Below are 17896 nucleotides of genomic sequence, written 5' to 3'. Positions count from 1 at the left end.
CTCTTAATTGAAGCACATTACAAATTTGGAAATTTCAGCAATAATAGGTAGACAGATATAGGTAGGACAATGGAGCAAGATAAGAAGCATCACGTTAAGACTATATCCACCGGATTATCTCCTGCTGCTCAACAAAGACTTCAGCGCTTTAAAACTGAATATAAACAGAGCCTACGTGATGATATTGAAGCAATTGCCTTAGCTGTAGTTGTATGGGGACCTGGAGTAGATGTAGAAAGTCCAGCAGCACAAAAACGTTGGGATATCAAAGAAGCTCTAGCAGAGAAAGGGCATGCTCCAGTGTTTAGCGAAGAGCTTGATGATGAAGAGGATCTTCAAGATCTTATAGAGACTGGAGAAGGACTTCTTCTAAAAGCACTACACCAAGCCAAGAATGCTGACTTTCTGATCTTGCTTTTGGATGACCGTGCAATGGGTGTTATCACTGAACTTAGCATCTGTACCCGTCGAGATATTGCGGCAAAAACATTTGTTATGGTACCAGAAAGCTTTCAGAAAGACTTTACCTATACCGCAGCGATTACAATGATACAAGGAGGCAATGGGGCAATTCAATTTTATACCTATACCGACCTGGAGCGATGTTACGTGCTAACAGCAGCCGTGAAACGTGTCGAAGCAAGACGGAGACTATTTGCCTGGCAACGCAGTGGTGCTATAGTATGACAGATCCTGATATTTTTGAATGGCAATTAGCTGACATACTCGCAGATGAGCAGGCAATGTTTGTACTATGGACAGTCAAATCCCTCTTCTGTACACGCCGAGAGGACTTTTTGCGCGAGTATGAATTTACAGAGAACGAGCTAGACGATCTATTGTATCGGCTCAAAGTTCTGGGCTTTCTTCAAGAGGATGGGGCAGAACTTGTATTGACCGATCAGGGAGAGATCGCCCTTTCTTTCCTACGCTCAAAAGATGCAACAATAGATACGGAACAAAACGCTCGTGTTGCAGCAGGTATCCAAGAGCGCTTCAATGTGCCCAAAGAGCACATTTATGTAGAGCAAAGGTTAATTGAGCAGTTAAAATTTTTGGGCTGGATATACCTGGAGAAGACCGGCACTGAAACATCACAACTTGAATTTGAGGGTCGCGAGAAGTATAGTGATGTCCTCCTCAAAAAACGCCTCAAAAAAGCTATTCGACAACTAAACACCAGCAAGGACAAACCAGTACCCACAGAACAACAAATCAACGAAGCAATAAGAGATTTAGAAAGAATACAAGGAGCAGGCTTGCTAGAAGCCAATGAACAAGCAAGGAATCTTTTGTTAAATGGCACTTATGTAAGTGGAACTGTAAATTATCTAGAAGGCACGCCTCGCCACTTAAACTTTATTAACCTGGAACAACCATACAGCAATGACAATGAATTCCTCGTATTGACACAGTTCCACGTTGCACTTCCCGGTCAAAACACGTTTATAGTGCCTGATCTGGTACTTTTTGTCAATGGTATACCGTTAGTAGTGATCGAATGTAAAAACCCAGCAGTTACTGAACCAGTTGAAGCTGGAGTGACACAACTTAAGCGTTATGCTAGCCCCAATACAGGAAGACCAGCCTTATTTTATTTCAATGTCTTCCTAGTTGTTACCTGTTTCTATACTGCAAAGTTAGGAACTATTGAAGCTGATAGTCAAGAATATCAGCAATGGAAAGATCCATATCCACAAAATCGTCAAGAACTTGCCCAAGACCTAAATGTTGAGAACCCTGAACATCTGAGCAGCCAGCAACTCCTCGTTTCGGGTACTCTCTGTAAAGAGAACTTACTTGATCTGTTGCAAAATTTCGTCATTTTTCGTACTGATGGTGGCCGTAGAGTAAAGATTATTGCTCGCTATCAGCAATTTAGGGCCGTACAAAAAGCTATTCATCTCCTGAGGCATGGTGATCATAAAACAGCAGACCATGACGATCAGCGAGGTGGTATCATCTGGCACACCCAAGGATCTGGTAAGAGCTTGACCATGGTCTTTCTTATTCGCAAAATGCGCAAATTGCAGGGGCTAAGCAGATTTAAGATTGTCATTATTACTGATCGACAAGATTTACAAGATCAGTTAGAAAGAACTATGGGACTTACCGGTGAAAGCATTGAGGTCGCAGATAACATTATCCGTGCCAGGGGCCTATTAGAGCGACCCAGTGATAAAATCATCTTTGTTATGATCCAAAAGATGCGTGAAGATGAGCAAGAAGACGACGCGTTAACGGTAGAGCAACCAGATAAGTCACCGAACATTCTGCTTATTGTCGATGAGGCTCATCGTTCTCATACAAGCAAATTACATCTCAATACGATGAATGCGTTGCCTAATAGTGCCAAGATAGGTTTTACAGGCACGCCTATTATGGTAGGGACCAAACGACTCACCACACGTATTTTTGGTGACTTCATTGACACTTACACCATTTTAGAATCGGAACAAGATGGAGCAACCATACCTATTCTCTATGAAGGCTATCAAGCATATAGCATGGTTGTACAAGGGCAAAAACTTGATCAAGCTTATCTCTATCTCACCCAGGCAATGCCTGATGAAGTGCGGCTACGCATCATCAATCACTATGCAAATGAGACACAAGTATTAGAGGCCCAAGAACTCATCGAGGCAAAAGCGCGGCATATGCTTTTGCATTATGCTGCAAATATTTTACCTAACCACTTCAAAGCCATGATTGTCGCCAGTTCACGTGCAGCCACAGTACGTTACCAGGCGGCAATCGTAAAGGCACGTGAACAGTTATTAGAAACGCTTGAGCAACTTCCACCCTCAAGGTTAGAAATGAGCCAAGAAGAACGTGCTAATCTTCCTCTGGGTGAGCAAATGTTACTTCAGGCTTATTCGCAACGTGAACTGTTACGTCAGCTAGACTGTGCAGCAGTTATCTCTTCTGAACCCGATGATGATCCTGCATGGCAACAATGGAACGCAACTCATAATCGCAATAATTATATTAGGCGCTTTAAGTTACCATTAGTACAGAATGAGGAAGAAAGCAGAAACCAGGATTACTTAGCATTGTTGTGTGTACAACAGATGTTACTAACTGGCTTCGATGCACCAGTGATTCAAGGACTCTATCTTGATCGTCGCCTCATAGGGCATAATTTACTACAAGCTGTTGCCAGAGTTAATCGTACATATCTAGATAAAACTTATGGCATTGTAGTAGATTATCTTGGTGTTGCTCGTCAGCTCAAAGAGGCACTTATTGTTTATAGCGCGGAGCAGACGCGGGGAGCCCTTAGAAATATAAAGGACGAGGTTCTTAAACTTGAAGCACGAGCCCTACGTATAAAGGCAATTTTTAGTGAGCAGAACATTGATGTCAGTACGATCAACTTAAAACATGACCGAGAGACGATAGACATTTGCCTCAATCTCTTCAAAGATGCAAGATTTCGCGCCGACTTTGAGGAAAAACTCAAGAAATTTTTGGAGAGTATGGATGCAGTTTTACCAAGGCCAGAGGCACAACAATATATCAAATTAGCAGAAGTTTTAGGTTATATAAACAAAAGTGCAGCAAACATCTTTCCAGAAGAGCAAATCAATATTAAAGGGACAGGAAAGAAGATACGCAAGCTCATTGATGAGCATATTACAGTATTAGGTATCGAACAAACAGTAGCTCCTATTTCTATTACTGATACCGACTTCGAGGATAGAATAGACCAGCACATTTCCGATGAAACGAAAGCTTCACAGATGGAGCATCTAGCACGTTACTATATCCGGGAACATTACGAAGAGAATCCTGTCTACTATGATCGCTTAAGTAAGCGCCTAGAAGCTATTTTGGAAGAGCTTAAAGGGCAATGGACCGAACAAGTCCAACAATTGCTGCCTTTTATTTGGGAGTTAAGGAAAGGCCGACAGACCGATTTCACAGGATTAGACCCCAATACACAACTTCCCTTCCTTGATATTTTAGATGTAGAGGTAAACAAAGGGAGCGAACACTTTGCTATTGCAATAGGTGAAAATGAGGAAGCTAAAGAACAATTGTCTCGAGATCAGCGTAAGGAACTTGCAGAATTTACAATAAAAGTGATCGAGATGATTCGCGAACGTGCAAGTCGTCGTAGAGATTTTTGGCGTAGACATAATGAAAGACGTAATCTACTAGCTAGAATCATTGATTTTCTGGACGAGAATGACCTGATTACCCCTGAAGGGCGGCAGAAAGAGGTGGCAGATCAGCTTCTCGAACTTGCAGAGCGACTGGATGAATTGGGATTGATGAGATAGAGAAAACGGGTAGAAGATGATAGATAAAAAAAATCTGGGTGAAACACTCATTATCCATGATTTGACATTTGAACTACGCCGCAGTAGTAAACGTACAAGTATCGGCATTACAATTGGCCGAAGAGGAGAACTGATTCTCTCGGCACCACAAGAATGCACTCACGAGCATATCAAACGCGTAGCAGAAGAAAAATACCGGTGGATCTATACGAGACTTGCCAAGAAAGAAATGCTTTTCAGGCCACCACGTAAAAAAGAGTTTCTTACAGGCGAGAGCTTCTTCTACATGGGGTATAATTATCGCTTACAGTTACTTCCAACTGACCAATTAGATACTAACACACCGCCCTTATCCTTTGCAGGTGGGTGGTTCCTCTTGCGTGAAAATGAACGGGACCAAGCACAAGAACACTTCATCACCTGGTACAGTACACATGCACTAAAGTGGCTTGAACACAGAGTAGCAGACTTAGCCCAGCACGTCGGAGTCAAGCCGGAAAGCATTCATGTACGAGATTTGGGATATCGTTGGGGATCATGTGGTCACAATAGTATACTCAATTTCCACTGGCGCATAGCGCAGCTTCCACCTCTTATGATAGATTATATTGTAGTCCATGAACTTGCACACATGCATGAGTCTCGTCATAATAATGCATTTTGGCGACGTGTGAAGCAAACAATACCTGACTACGAAGAGCGTAAGCAATGGTTGGCTGAAAAAGGTAGTATGTTCTAATAGTTTTTGCAGCAAAGAGGAAAAAGATGGGACTCGATCCTTTGAGCATAGGAGTAGGTATAGCAACAAACCTAGCCACTGATATTATTAAGCACTATGCGCAACGACTTGAGGGAACATTGGTAGGACAAGGACTCAAAGAGATCGGATTGATTGAGAAAACGCGAGACGATCATTTAAAGGAAATCTTAGTAGAGACACTTCAGCTCTACTTTGAGAAGTATCCCTTCTATGATCTGAGTGGAGTAATTAGCTTTTTCCAGGACCCAGCAACAGCTCAGCAGATTGGCAATTATATTTTTGATCACCAGCCTGAAGATAGACAGATCATTGAGTCAACTTTAACCAAACATATCACGAATACGCCTACTACCAGAATATTGCTCGAACGACGGGGAGGAAAACCAGAGCAAATCATACCCAACTTCCTTATTTGCTATCGACAAGTACTCTATAAACATACTAATGCAGCGGAAAAAGCTATCCTTCTAACCGTACTTGATGGGGCTGACTCAGTAATAGCAGAAATACGAGCAAGCGAAGAGCGAATGAGAAAATTCGCCAACGAGACACTACAAGCACAAGTCCAGATCCTTAGAGGTGACGTTTCAGCTCTCTTACCTGGACAACTTATTGGATCTTACCGTATACAGAAATACCTCGTAACAGGAACGTTTGGCTCACTTTATCTAGCTGAAATAGAGGGCACAGCAACCTTAGTCGTCCTTAAAGTTATCAGCGTACCGGCGAGTGTGCGTTTATATCACGACGTGTTCTCACTTAACACTGATCTAATCAGCCTCAAGCACCCATCCATCTTACCCATAATTGATATCCATCTGAATGGAATATTACCTTACATTGTTACGGCATATGCAACAGGAGGCGCCCTTTCTGATCGTATTCGACGCCATGGGCCAAATGCCTTACCTCTTTCGGAAGCGCTTACTATTATCTCTCAGATTGGGCGAGCTCTTGCGTATCTTCACCAACAAAGCATTATTCATCGTGGTATCCAACCAGCCAGTATTCTGTTTGATGATGTTAGCAATGCATTGCTAACAGGTTTTGATCTGGCAGTTAAGGCTGGAGCAGTAAAGCATCATTTGCAGTCGAATCATATAGGAGCAGAAAACTATATGGCTCCCGAGCAATCAAGAGGTATTGCTAGTGAAAAGAGCGATCAATATGCTCTCGCTTGTATCGCTTATGAACTTTTCACTGGTCGCCCTCCACTTAAAGAACCTCTTAGCTCATCATCTACTCACCGTCAAAAAAAGCCTCTGTCGGCACCTCAATTAATCAATCCTAAAATTCCTGCTCAAATAGGGCATGCAACGCTTAAAGCTCTATCTATCAAGCCAGACCAACGATATGATGGGGTAGAAGCATTTATCACAGCTCTTGTCAAACATTAATATTAACATAGCATATTGGGAAGTTAGAAGAGGTCACTATATGGAATATAGCACAACTGATCAACCCTTTAAAGAACCATTTCGTTTCCAAACCCAACAGCAAAAAAGCTTATACACAAAACTCAAGCTACTTGGACCTGGTCCAGCAACCTTCTATAGAGAAGCTTGTAGCTTGATAACGCCGCCACAGCGGTTTGAAAGCACAACACATCTTGTAGCTCACCTCCTAAGAGAAATTGAGAGTTCTGTTCGCCGCGTACTGTTACCTTATGATTATGTACCTCCAGATGCTTGCCAAGTATGTGAAAACCGCCCAGAAACTCACGCAAAGCAGATCGAGGCAATTACTCAATCGTTAAAGCTAGATAAAGGCATACAGAAAAAGTGGAAAGAGATAGCGACAAGAAATAAAACTTTTAATGGCCTGGCAGCAATGGCTCATAGAGAAGATTTATCATATCCTCGAGAGATCGATTCGTCCTTCCAACTACTTGTAAACACCTTTGAAGAAGTTTTCATTTCTATTCTTGCTGCATTCGAAAAGCAGTCTACACATATTTTTGCCCTACTCAACACCTTACTTTTGAAGGAAGCCCCTAGCAAAAAAGACTTATCACATTTAAAAAACACAATACCTCATAACGATACAACTCATCGTTACTTCTTTGAACGTCTCCAGAGCCCTGGTTGGTTGGACCCCTTGTATCAAACAGGTTTTTTTACTCCTCCACCATCAAAGGAATGGAATGAAGAACTCGGTAGATTTATTTTTTCACTTTGGCCTCCAGCTCAATACCTTCTTCGTATTGTATCAATTGAGTCAACTCAGCAAACAATTCTCACGATTATGCAAGAGGTTTCTGATACAGATAATCCTTTCGTCCAACGAACTATTCTCCAGATTGTCCAAACATTTCCAGCCTCGCTAGCAGCAAAGCTTGTTCCAACTATCCAAAAGTGGATACAGGCTGAACTGATACAAAGCATTGAGTTCACGCAGATCAGCAATCTCATAAATCATCTCGCACAAGGGAAGGAGAGCAAGACAGCAATTGCTTTGACAGAAAGCTGCTTTGCTGTCCTCAGGCATAGAGAGTCATACACTGAGAGCTGGGATTACGAGAAAATACTTTCTACAAATACACCTCTACTTATTAAACATTCAGCAATTAAAACCCTTGCGATGCTTTGCCACCGTCTAGAAGTAGAAGTTTATGAGAACCATATTCGGTTTAGAAATGTACAAGAAAGCGATGAAGAGCGCCTACAAAAAGAGGCACAAGAAGCGAGTACAAAGTCCTGGCAGTATATAATTGGAAATGCTAGAAATAAATTTCTCCCAGGCATGCACGATTTACTGAATCTATTAGTTGTAACTTTATGGCAGGCAGCAGAGCAAGCGGTACAAGAACAGATTATCCCAATAGACACTGTTGTCTCACTTCTTGAGGAACATCCTGGACGCATTTTTCGACGTATTATCCTCTATTTACTGAGCCGCATTCCCCAAGACAGTCTTGAGGCCGTAAAACTCTACCTTATGGATCGAGCGCTCTTTGATGATAGCGATGTACGTTATGAGTATGGACTGCTTGCTCAAACAGGCTACTCTCTACTATCTGATACAGAGCAGAAACAATGGCTTGAGTGGATAGAAACAGGCCCGGATTGTCCATCCTATCAGGAACAATATGAAAAGTACTATCATAAACAACCAGACGATGATTTAGTACAGCAGTATGTACGTGTTTGGCAACGTGACTGGCTAAGAGAGATTGAAGATGGGCTGAAAGACAATTGGAAAGAACGCTATGATGCACTGGTGACTGAGTTAGGTCCCACCGAACCTGAAGAAGACTTTCCTATCATCACCTGGGGAAGTCCTGCTAGAGAACCCTTGATAGAAGAGTTACGCTCTATGAGCATAGATCAAATACTATCCTACCTACAAGAGTGGCAACCTTCTGGAGATTTTATGAGCCCATCACGTGAGGAGTTAGGACGACTGCTCACAGGGATTATTAGTACAGACCCAGAGCCTTTCGCTGAACAGGCCAATCTATTTCAGGGATATAATCCCATTTACATCAGTGCAGTTGTACAGGGCTTTACCGAAGCAATACGAAACCGCCGCACCTTTGATTGGGAGAATGTCTTAAACCTGTGCGAATGGGTTATTAATCAGCGGTATACACTTGCTGAAGACGGCGTGACCATAATCTACGATCCCCAATGGGCGTGGAGCAGCCAAATGGTTGCGAATCTACTTTTGGGTGCTACTGAAGCTCAGTCTCCTATTATCCCTATTTCGCTTAGCGCTAAGATATGGGATATAATGAAGCCTCTCACAGATGATCCCGACCCGGCCCAAGAAGACGAAGTTGACGAAGAAGGCCACGATTCTGCTATGGAATACGCAACTCGTGCTATCAATAGTATTCGGGGGATAGCGTTACACGCTGTCGTAAACTACGCGCTGTGGCAGAAACGCCAAGATAAACATGAAGAGGGCGAAGAGGACTTCCATAACTTCAAAGCAATGCCTGAAGTGCAAGCAGTACTCGAGCGTCATCTCGACACCCACATAGATGCTTCTCTAGCAGTGCGCTCAGTATATGCACAGCGCCTCGCTAATCTCGTTGCTCTTGATGTACAGTGGATTGCTGATCACCTGATGAATCTCTTTCCACAAGAAGTTGATCAAGAAACACTGCGTGTCGTCACGTGGAATACCTATATAATATTCTGCGAGCCCTACAATAATGTGCTAGCCCTCTTGCGTGAGGAGTATACTACCGCCATTGAGCGGCTGGGTATCACAAAACAGAGCAGATCTATCACAGAAAACCCAGATTATCGACTTGGTGTGCATTTGATTCGATTTTATTGGAGTGGATTAATTTCGCTCAACTCTCCTGAGAGTTTACTAACACACTTCTTTATGGAGGCATCGGACGTTTTGAGAGGACAGATTCTTGCCTTTATTGGTAGGGTTTTCTATGAGACAGGAGAAACGATCCCTTCTGAGGTTATTGAGCGGTCTCAACAATTATGGAATTGGCGGCTTTCAGAAGCACAAAAGGCACCGTCAATAACAGAATATACACATGAGCTTGCAGCCTTTGGGTGGTGGTTCCGAACAGATATCTGTCCTGATGAGTGGGGATTGCATCAGCTTGAAGCGGCTCTTGTACTAGCAGGATACGTTGAGCTGAGTTACGCCGTCGTCGAGCGATTAGCAAAGCTTGTTGAGCCATATCCCACTCAGGTACTGATATGCCTGGAGTTTCTTATCAAAGGTGATACTATGATGTGGACGACATCAACCTGGGAGAAAACGGTACGCCATATACTCACTTATGCATTACAACAAAAAATAGACGAGACACAACGACGAGCAAAGTCCCTTATTAGTACTCTAGCACTTCATGGCATAACCGATTTTCTGAATCTCTTGCCAAATTAGAATAAACAAATTTTGTGCTACAAGGCACAGATAAAAACATTGCTTCGCTGAAAATGAGGTATACCCACAGTAACTAGTGATGGTTGCTCAATTTGAGATCTTCACCACTTATTGATATCAATATGAAGAAAACAGCCAGTGTGGGCGAAACACCGTCGAAGACAGATTTACGCTTATCTCAAGCGTTCTTTAGTACGACTCACATCCCGTTGGATGTGTGTTGTACATCAATGCAACATACATTCTTCAGTTCGACATGTTTCGGCAGCTGCCCTCTGCTGGTGGGTTGAGTTCAACAGGGGAAGCAAGCAGACATTCGAGATGTATATATTTGGCGCTGCCGTTGGCAAAAATCTTTGATCGACTATCAGTAATGAATAGGCAAACCATACCAGATAATCAGCAATTTGCTAGAAATCTCGGGCAAGAGGGCCTGCAACCAGTCTTCGCCTTTTGCACTTTTTTGCTGCTTCCACTGCTCATCTTTCCACGTCTGGATCACAACTTCATCATGTTACTTCGCTTTCTGGATGAGCTTTTGTTAACTGTACTTGATCTGACAAAGGAGACGAACAACTATAATGATCCGAATGATACTAAATCTCGAGCACTTGCAAGATCATCTATACGTGGTCCAAACCTTTCCACGAAATCCCAAGGCTTCCGTCCTTTAGAAAGCTCGCTGGGCAGTTGCGCCATTCGTCTTAGATGGGTGGACCAATCGCTGGAGGATGGCGTAAGCCTTTGGTCTCTCTACCTTAACTTTATTTGAATCGCTGGCTCACCATGCCTTAACTCCAAGTCAGAGGCAATCTCTTTCTGTTTCCACCTTTGTTCATGCAATTCCCATGCACCCAAGTGATGTCCTTCACGCCAACGTTGGGAGGGAGTGTAATCTTACTTACACCTCCTTTATCAGCTCCTCTCTCTGGTACTTTGGTTGCTTATGCTAACATCAATAAAAGTGCTCGCTAGGCTCAATACACTTATAAAGCTCAAGAAACTCCTTCAACTAGCGGCATTGATAAAATAGCATTACTTGCGAGAGATTGCCTGCCTTTGCACTCACCAAGCTCTTCAGTGCAAAATACGATAGCCCTATGCGTATATAAACACGGTATATTCATCAAATTGCGCAGTCGTCCAGTCTACAATATCTGCTAATCTCTCTTTAAAGGCGTCTAGTGATTGCTTCCTGATATTTTCCTCGGGGATGACTGAAATGCGCCAGATAAATGTAATCTTTACAAAATTTGGTTGTTTATTACTGATTGAGATATATCTCGCTACTGTTCCTGGAAATAAGTGCTCTTTTTTCAGCCTAAACTCTTCCATCCGTAGTTTGAAAGTTTCCTGTTGACCTTGCAGTATCTGAGCACAAATAGATGTTTGCAACAAAGAATTCTCATCAGGAGGAATACGCCAAAGAGGGATATTGGTACGAGGACGGCCAGTATTTTTTGGCTTAAACTGTTTGAGAGATTCCAGTTCTATCACGATATTATGACCAGCTTGGTAACCAGAGAGACGACCAGACTGCACATAACGATAAATACTGCTTTCAGCAACTCCCAGTATTTTAGCAGCTTCTTTTATATCTACATAACCTGGAATATGTGGTAAAGGAAACATGTCTTTCATATCTTAAAATGTATTCTTTTATCATATTTTTTAAAATGAAATTCTTTTATCATATTTACAAATGTGATAAAAGAAGGTATACTTACCTCATCGCCAATTGTTGTTCGAGAAATAGAACACATTAAAGAAACAACTACAAAAAAGCAGGTCAAATGTATGGCTCTTTCGAAAAGATCCAGCTATTCGTACAAGATCGCGATATAACACTACTTTTATAACCATCAATGGCCTTGAAGTAGCGGCCACAGGAAACACAAAGAATGGCTCATTAGTGAAGGAAAAATAGCAGACTCAAACGCGATGAACTAACACTTGTTTGTTCTGAATATATCGAGCATGAGTAGTTGGAAAAGCTGAAGATGTTCAGCTTGCACACTAATTTCTCTTTGCTCATTGAAATACAAGGAAGAGTTACAACATAGCCAGCCACAAACTATTAACAGTTGAGAAAGAAACGTTATAATGAAAACTTAAAATCTCAGGCCGTTCTATACATCAATGAAACTTCCTTAATGAGGAAGTCATATAGATCATTATTGAACAGAGCTACATGTCTCATCAGAACAACATGTGGATAGGACATCATTGTGTCTTTTTGTCTTGTAATGAAAATACACACACGTAAAACCATATCAACCCAGGAGGAAACAGTATGCAACAACATCCCAGTGACGTCGTTCGTTTGCTTGAGCTTATCAGCACTGAATATGATGCCGCCAGGCGTGGGCTCTCAGGGACAGCCATGGGTGTCTCACAGCATCAGTTTATTACCGCAAAAATGGAACGTATGGAATTGCTTCATCAAGAGTTGCGCACTCATGTTGGTGAACAAGCAATGGCACTCATAGCTCAAACACTCGATTCGACCCAAAACGAAGCCTCTGGTGGTTTTGGCAATCACGATGCTCAAACGAATGAGCAACGATGACCAATACCTTTTTATAAAAGGCTTCACTTCATCAACACAAAGATATATGTCTTTCTAGAAAGTTTTTTATGAGCCATTTTGACTAGTAAGTAAGGATGAGAATCATGAACATCTTTTCGTTCTTGACCAAAAAGAAGCAGAAATCGCCATTAAAACGCCAGATCTCATTTGTTGGAGGGCGCCGCCACCGCGTTGATGTTCCCTATGCGTTACCGAAGGATGAGCGTGAGGAAGAACGTATCAACTTTCAGCATTACGCGCTCCACAAATTGCTCGGAAGCCACTACCAGGCCCCGATCAATCATACAGTTCGCAGGATTCTTGATACAGGCACAGGCACTGCACAATGGGCATATGATATCGCACGCCAATTCCCGCACGCTCAGGTGTGTGGTCTTGATCTTGAACAGCCACGAGGCACTGGCTTTCTCCCGCCTGAGAATTATTACTTCGTGCCGGGAAATATCCTGGAACCACTGCCATTTCCCGACAACCATTTTGATTTCGTCCATCAACGACTGTTGGTCAGTGCCATCCCCACTGCACAATGGCCCGCTGTTTTGCAAGAACTGGTCCGTGTCACGCGACCAGGAGGCTATATCGAACTGGCAGAAGCCGGGAACGGCTATCAACATGTCGGCGTACATACCCACACTTTTCTTCAGTGGGGCCAGGCAGCCAGCGCCAAAAAAGGCATCGATCTGGCACCAATAAAACATCTGGATGAACTGCTGAGCAGAGCTAAATTGAGACATATTAAAACTCGAACCTTTCGGCTCCCTGTTGGTTCCTGGGGTGGCAAAGAAGGCGCATTATATGCTACGGATATGTATGCAGCCTTCCAGGGTCTCAAAAACTTTTTTTGTCTGGTTGGCGGCGTCGATCCAAACAACTTTGATACCACCCTTTCTGCATTACCACAAGAATGGGAAGCTCACCACACCACACATGAATTCTATGTTGCCTATGGGCAAAAATAGTACGCCCAGGAATGATCAGTCATTGTACAAAGAGTATCGAGAAGAGATGAAATAGCAGTATCAGGAAGAAGGGCAGAGATGATGCAAGAGCACAAACCGAAGCAAACACTGGAGCAAATCCGAAATCGCTATCCATTTGATCTCACAGCACTGGCATTGCGGGCAGGAATAGGAACACGCATCCTCTATCATGCGCTCTTGCACAAACCAATCACTCTCGGAGATGCAGAAAAGTTGGTCGTCGCCCTTTCACACCATACCGGGCTTCCTCTTTCTTTGGATCTTATCGATCTGGTAACCTGGGAAGATTACCTCTGTTTATGGATCATTCGAGCCAGTATCACTGATGAAGAGGGACACGTGAGAGACACCTATCAACTCGTGTACGCACGGAATCAGGAGCATGCAGCCATCACAGCCCATTTCTGGCTCATCCAACACGCCCAGGCAACGCATATCCAGTTCACACCCTGCCCCGAAGGGTTACACCTTGATGACATGGCAATTCCTGGAATTCCTCCCTGTAAACAAGAAAAAGAAAGGCTCTCATGAAAGAAAACGGGGACATTAGCCAGTGAATAGCTTTGTTACAGATTCACGATCCTGAAGATCATAAGGAGAGAGAAACATTGGTGCAGTATCCATCAAGCCAGCACACCCTCTCAGGTGATAGAGCACAAACCCATCAGACAGTATCAAGGAGGCTCGTCTTGAATGTTAAATTAAAGGACATGCGACGTATGCATGGTCTCACACAGAAGCAGATCAGTGAAAAACTGGGCATCAGCCAATCATCCATTGTCCAATGGGAATACGGTCATCGTATTCCTGTTATCCAACATATACAACAACTCTGCCAGATGTTCCACTGTCAACCAGAAGAGATTGGATATAACTTTCTCGCCCAGTTAGAGCTAACTGATGATACGTCATGGGGTCAGTGCCAATCGGTAGCCCAACCTATCCCTAATGCTGCGCTGATGAATGCAAGGCAACAGGCTGGTTATACGCAATGGGAAGTAGCACAACAAGTAGGAGTCTCTGCAACGATGATCGGCGTCTGGGAAAGTGGGAAAAATTTACCGTCCCTCCCCCATCTTCGCCTCCTCTGCCAATTCTTCCAATGTCCACCGGAAGACCTTGGCTATCCAATCTATCCACGCTACACGGTGCGCCTGGATGATGTGTACCTGCAATATACAACCAGCGACAAGATCTCATGCCAGATTATCCATCTATCTGATCAGATGTTATAAGCATGATCGCTCTTCAGTATTCTTTTTCATAAATGCTATGGCCGTTGTACCACATCATAGGAGACAACGGCCAGACACTCACAGTATGGATTATCGCCATCTTTAAGGGCAATCAACAGCGACGTTCATACAAAGATTATCTTCATGAGTTCGAACGCCGGTCCACTCGCGATCTTCTTAGTGAAGAGGGCTGCCGGAGTAATGCTCTGAGTATAGTCTAACCGTTCACAGGTTCTCACCACCAGATAATCTATTCTTAAACGTTTGTTTCAAGCCTATTGCTGCATCCATCTGCCCAGCACTTTCCAATAGCCTAGCATAACCTCGCACAATCCACCCAATATCCTCATAAGGATACTTCTCTCCTAATTTCAATGCTTGTCTGAAATTTTTTTGTGCTTGCCGATAGTTTTTCTGTTTTACAGAAAATACCGCAATGTTTCCAAGCGGTTCAATAGCACGGGGATGATCGATACCGATTGTCTTTTCATAGATCGCCAATGCTTCTCGATTGCATTGTTCCGCTTGAGCAAAATCCCCCTGGTAACTATAGAAATCACTTAGGCATATTAAACAACGAGCTACTTCAGGATGATTGAGTCCATAAGCTTTCTTATAAATAGCCAACGCCCGTTGGTTTAATGGCTCTGACTTCTCATACTCTTCAAGCGCTACATACACCGTTGCAAGATCGTTAAGCGCAGCAGCAACTGCCGGATGATCTGGTGCATGGACTTGCTCCCGTATTATCAATGCTCTTTCGTATTGCGCTGCAGCCTCCGTGTATCGTTCTTGATCTCGATAAATTGTGGCAAGAATATTCAGACAATAGGCCACCTCTGAATGCACAGATCCCCTTACGCGCTCAATAATGTTCCTTGCTCGAAGGGCTTCTGTTTCGGCCTCTGCAAGTTTGTTCAAATGTCTATCGCAGTTCGCAATATTGCAATAGCTTAGACCTAGAAGCGCTTCATCTACGTTTGGTGATTGCCTCTCGATAATAACCACAGACTGCCAAAAGTATTTCCTGGCATCCCCATATTTCCCTTGAGCTAGATAAAGATTTGCAAGATTTGAGTATGCAATCGCCCGATCTATATGCTTTAGTCCTCGATGAGTTTCTATGATTTCGACAGAAGAATAACAATATTTTTCCGCTTGCTCGTAGAGGCCCATCACCCGTAAGTATCGGCCAACTTCTAGCAGAAGATATGCAGTTTCAGCAAAGCGCACTTCTTCCCAGCGCTCAATAAATGGAGTTATATGCTGCGCGTGTGGAAGATAGCGTCCATAGCCAGACATTGTCTCCTGATCCGTACTGATCATCGCGTGATAAATGGCATGAATAATGCTCGCAACCAAATGTTGTTGTACAGATATTTCCATTGTATCTTGAAGAACAGCTTGCACTAAACGATGCATGGTAAGTGCATCATCATTCAAAAGACGAAGTAACGAATACTTGAGGAGATCATCTAGAGCATCATGCCATTGTACAGGATCTACTATCACTTTGGAGGAATCGGCATCGAGACTGTATAAACCATTCATGGCTATCTCTTTGGGAATGGCATCGGGGTGAAGAAATGCAGTGAAACGTAGGAGGTCAATAGCCACACGATTGCTTTCTTGAACGCGTTCAAACAGGAGTGTAAAGGTAGTCACTACGGAAGCCGGATGTCCATGATGAATAGCGCTTCGGGTACTTAAAAGCTGCATCCGTCGTATTTTATACAGTTCTAAGTACTCCTCCATATCACACCGTCCACCTTGTATGTATGCTCCGGCTTGATCCAAAGCCAAAGGAAGCCCATCCAATTCATCAACAATTGCTAATGCTTTCAATCGATCTTCAGAGGATACCTGATCAAGTGGCCAGGTAAGGTCAACCATGTCAGCACGACGAAGTAGCAACAAGGCACCTTCTTCCACGCTCATTTTCTCTAAGTCCACCTTATGCATATCCGCATAGAGAATTTGAGCCTGCGTCGTCAGTACAAGGTGTCCCTGGTGTTCAGGGGGGAGAAACTCCGAGAGGATATTAAAATCTGTTACATTGTCAAATATCAGAAGCCATCCGAGGTGGTTGCTTAACCAGTTCCTGACAGCATGGATTACCAAAAGATGGTTCTGTTCATGCTTTTCTGGTAGATCAAGAATACCGGCAAGAACAACAAAATCAGCCACCATGGCATTATAGCTATCAGCATTTACCCATAGAATGGCATGGTACATAGACTGATAACGAGAGACATACTCAACCACCAGTTGTGTCTTTCCCATACCAGCCAATCCACAGATCGCTACAGATGCACCATTATCTTTCCTATCCAGAAAGATATCAAGCAGCCGTTTGAGCGCGTCCTGGCGACCAGTAAAGAGAGAGTTGCGACCATGGGGAAGATTGTTATACGCCGGTACTACTTGTTGGGAAGTCTTAGGTTTGCTTGATCTCAAATTCCATAACGGCCCATCCCAGTCTGTTTCATTAAAATCTTCACACCCGCCCCAGCGAAGTAACTCATTCACCTGCTCCATCTCAGTCAGGGCCTCCCCTTCCACCAAATATAGAATGCAGCCTTTAGCACGATTAGGCATTAGATGTCTCTTTGCCGTAAGTATCTGACTCAGAGTACTGACATCTATATTCAAATATTCGGCAAGCCCTTTTTGACTTAAGCCCCTCCGGCGAAGGAGTTCTTGTACGCGCGCTCCAAATTTTTTTTGATCCATAGTATTTGCCAATGAATGTAAATAAATGCAAACAAATGTAAACATGCAAATCAGGTAATCTTAAAGTGAAAGGAATGAAAGAACTGAATAGAACAAACTCCTGTTAGCTCAATCTATTCAGATATCGATCCTGTTTCTACACATTACGCGGAGACAGCGATAACCATTCAAAGAATTACACCAGACCCTATAAAAAGATCTATACAAATGTTTAGATAATTACCCATCAATTATAGCTAGTAAGGAGGTGATAATGCAATAACTTTTTTAATCAACTGCTATTCCCAAGAGCCGCTGTAACTCCCACGGGATGCGCAACGAGATGAAAGCAAGGAAGCAATAAAAAAAGCCGAGATCCATCCTTCAGGACGGGAAACAAAGGATGAGAGAAAGGCAGAGAGAGACAGACGCCAATGAAGAGGCCGCGAGGAGCAGAAGAGAACCGGGCG

At 43.2% G+C, this 17896-nt stretch carries 12 protein-coding genes and 1 pseudogene; 10 read left to right on the top strand and 3 right to left on the bottom strand.

Translation table 11 applies throughout. The annotated features are described in order from the left end of the window. The first annotated feature begins 69 nt into the window (after nucleotides 1-69). From F1593_RS20450 to F1593_RS20425, 6 genes are all read left to right on the top strand, one after another. Nucleotides 70-687, top strand: a complete 618-nt coding sequence (locus F1593_RS20450) for a hypothetical protein (protein ID WP_149403423.1) — start codon at nucleotides 70-72, stop codon at nucleotides 685-687. Next, nucleotides 684-4286: a type I restriction endonuclease subunit R gene (locus F1593_RS20445; RefSeq protein WP_172632292.1), complete on the top strand. Its 3603-nt coding sequence runs from the start codon at nucleotides 684-686 to the stop codon at nucleotides 4284-4286. Before F1593_RS20450 ends, F1593_RS20445 begins: the two co-directional genes overlap by 4 nt. Before the next feature lie 16 nt (nucleotides 4287-4302). Further along, on the top strand, nucleotides 4303-5025 hold the full coding sequence (locus F1593_RS20440) for a M48 family metallopeptidase (protein WP_149403421.1): 723 nt from the start codon (nucleotides 4303-4305) through the stop codon (nucleotides 5023-5025). A gap of 26 nt (nucleotides 5026-5051) precedes the next feature. Then, nucleotides 5052-6443, top strand: coding sequence for a serine/threonine-protein kinase (locus F1593_RS20435; RefSeq protein WP_149403420.1), 1392 nt, complete (start codon nucleotides 5052-5054; stop codon nucleotides 6441-6443). Beyond that, nucleotides 6430-9909: a hypothetical protein gene (locus tag F1593_RS20430; protein ID WP_149403419.1), complete on the top strand. Its 3480-nt coding sequence runs from the start codon at nucleotides 6430-6432 to the stop codon at nucleotides 9907-9909. The genes F1593_RS20435 and F1593_RS20430 overlap by 14 nt, the downstream gene beginning before the upstream one ends. 331 nt (nucleotides 9910-10240) lie before the next feature. Then, complete coding sequence (locus tag F1593_RS20425; RefSeq protein WP_149403418.1) at nucleotides 10241-10681, top strand: hypothetical protein; 441 nt, start codon at nucleotides 10241-10243, stop codon at nucleotides 10679-10681. Nucleotides 10682-11007: 326 nt separating this feature from the next. On the opposite strand, the gene F1593_RS20420 is transcribed toward F1593_RS20425, so the two are convergent. After that, on the bottom strand, nucleotides 11008-11550 hold the full coding sequence (locus tag F1593_RS20420; protein WP_149403417.1) for a helix-turn-helix domain-containing protein: 543 nt from the start codon (nucleotides 11548-11550) through the stop codon (nucleotides 11008-11010). 652 nt (nucleotides 11551-12202) lie between these two features. Between F1593_RS20420 and F1593_RS20415 the strand changes: the two genes are divergently transcribed. The 4 genes from F1593_RS20415 to F1593_RS20400 all read left to right on the top strand — a co-directional run bounded on the left by F1593_RS20415 (nucleotide 12203) and on the right by F1593_RS20400 (nucleotide 14714). Then, entirely contained in the window at nucleotides 12203-12478 is a 276-nt protein-coding gene (locus F1593_RS20415) for a hypothetical protein (protein WP_216368936.1), read from the top strand. A gap of 104 nt (nucleotides 12479-12582) precedes the next feature. After that, complete coding sequence (locus F1593_RS20410; RefSeq protein ID WP_172632291.1) at nucleotides 12583-13458, top strand: class I SAM-dependent methyltransferase; 876 nt, start codon at nucleotides 12583-12585, stop codon at nucleotides 13456-13458. 78 nt (nucleotides 13459-13536) lie between these two features. Continuing rightward, the gene (locus F1593_RS20405; RefSeq protein WP_149403415.1) at nucleotides 13537-14010 is read left to right on the top strand and encodes a hypothetical protein; all 474 of its coding nucleotides are present in this window, start codon (nucleotides 13537-13539) and stop codon (nucleotides 14008-14010) included. Nucleotides 14011-14168: 158 nt separating this feature from the next. Next, nucleotides 14169-14714: a helix-turn-helix transcriptional regulator gene (locus F1593_RS20400; protein ID WP_149403414.1), complete on the top strand. Its 546-nt coding sequence runs from the start codon at nucleotides 14169-14171 to the stop codon at nucleotides 14712-14714. A gap of 225 nt (nucleotides 14715-14939) precedes the next feature. Here the strand turns inward: F1593_RS20400 and F1593_RS20395 are convergent, their stop codons facing one another. Next, nucleotides 14940-17312, bottom strand: a complete 2373-nt coding sequence (locus F1593_RS20395; RefSeq protein WP_235932644.1) for a tetratricopeptide repeat protein — start codon at nucleotides 17310-17312, stop codon at nucleotides 14940-14942. Next, nucleotides 17313-17447 (bottom strand): annotated as a pseudogene (locus tag F1593_RS29935) (helix-turn-helix domain-containing protein); the annotation flags it as partial. It abuts the gene before it with no gap. Nucleotides 17448-17896: the final 449 nt, after the last annotated feature.

It is taken from the genome of Dictyobacter arantiisoli (assembly GCF_008326305.1).
GTDB classification, from domain to species: domain Bacteria; phylum Chloroflexota; class Ktedonobacteria; order Ktedonobacterales; family Ktedonobacteraceae; genus Dictyobacter; species Dictyobacter arantiisoli.
Note: the sequence above shows the minus strand (reverse complement) of the source record. Positions and strands in the feature narration are given on the sequence as shown.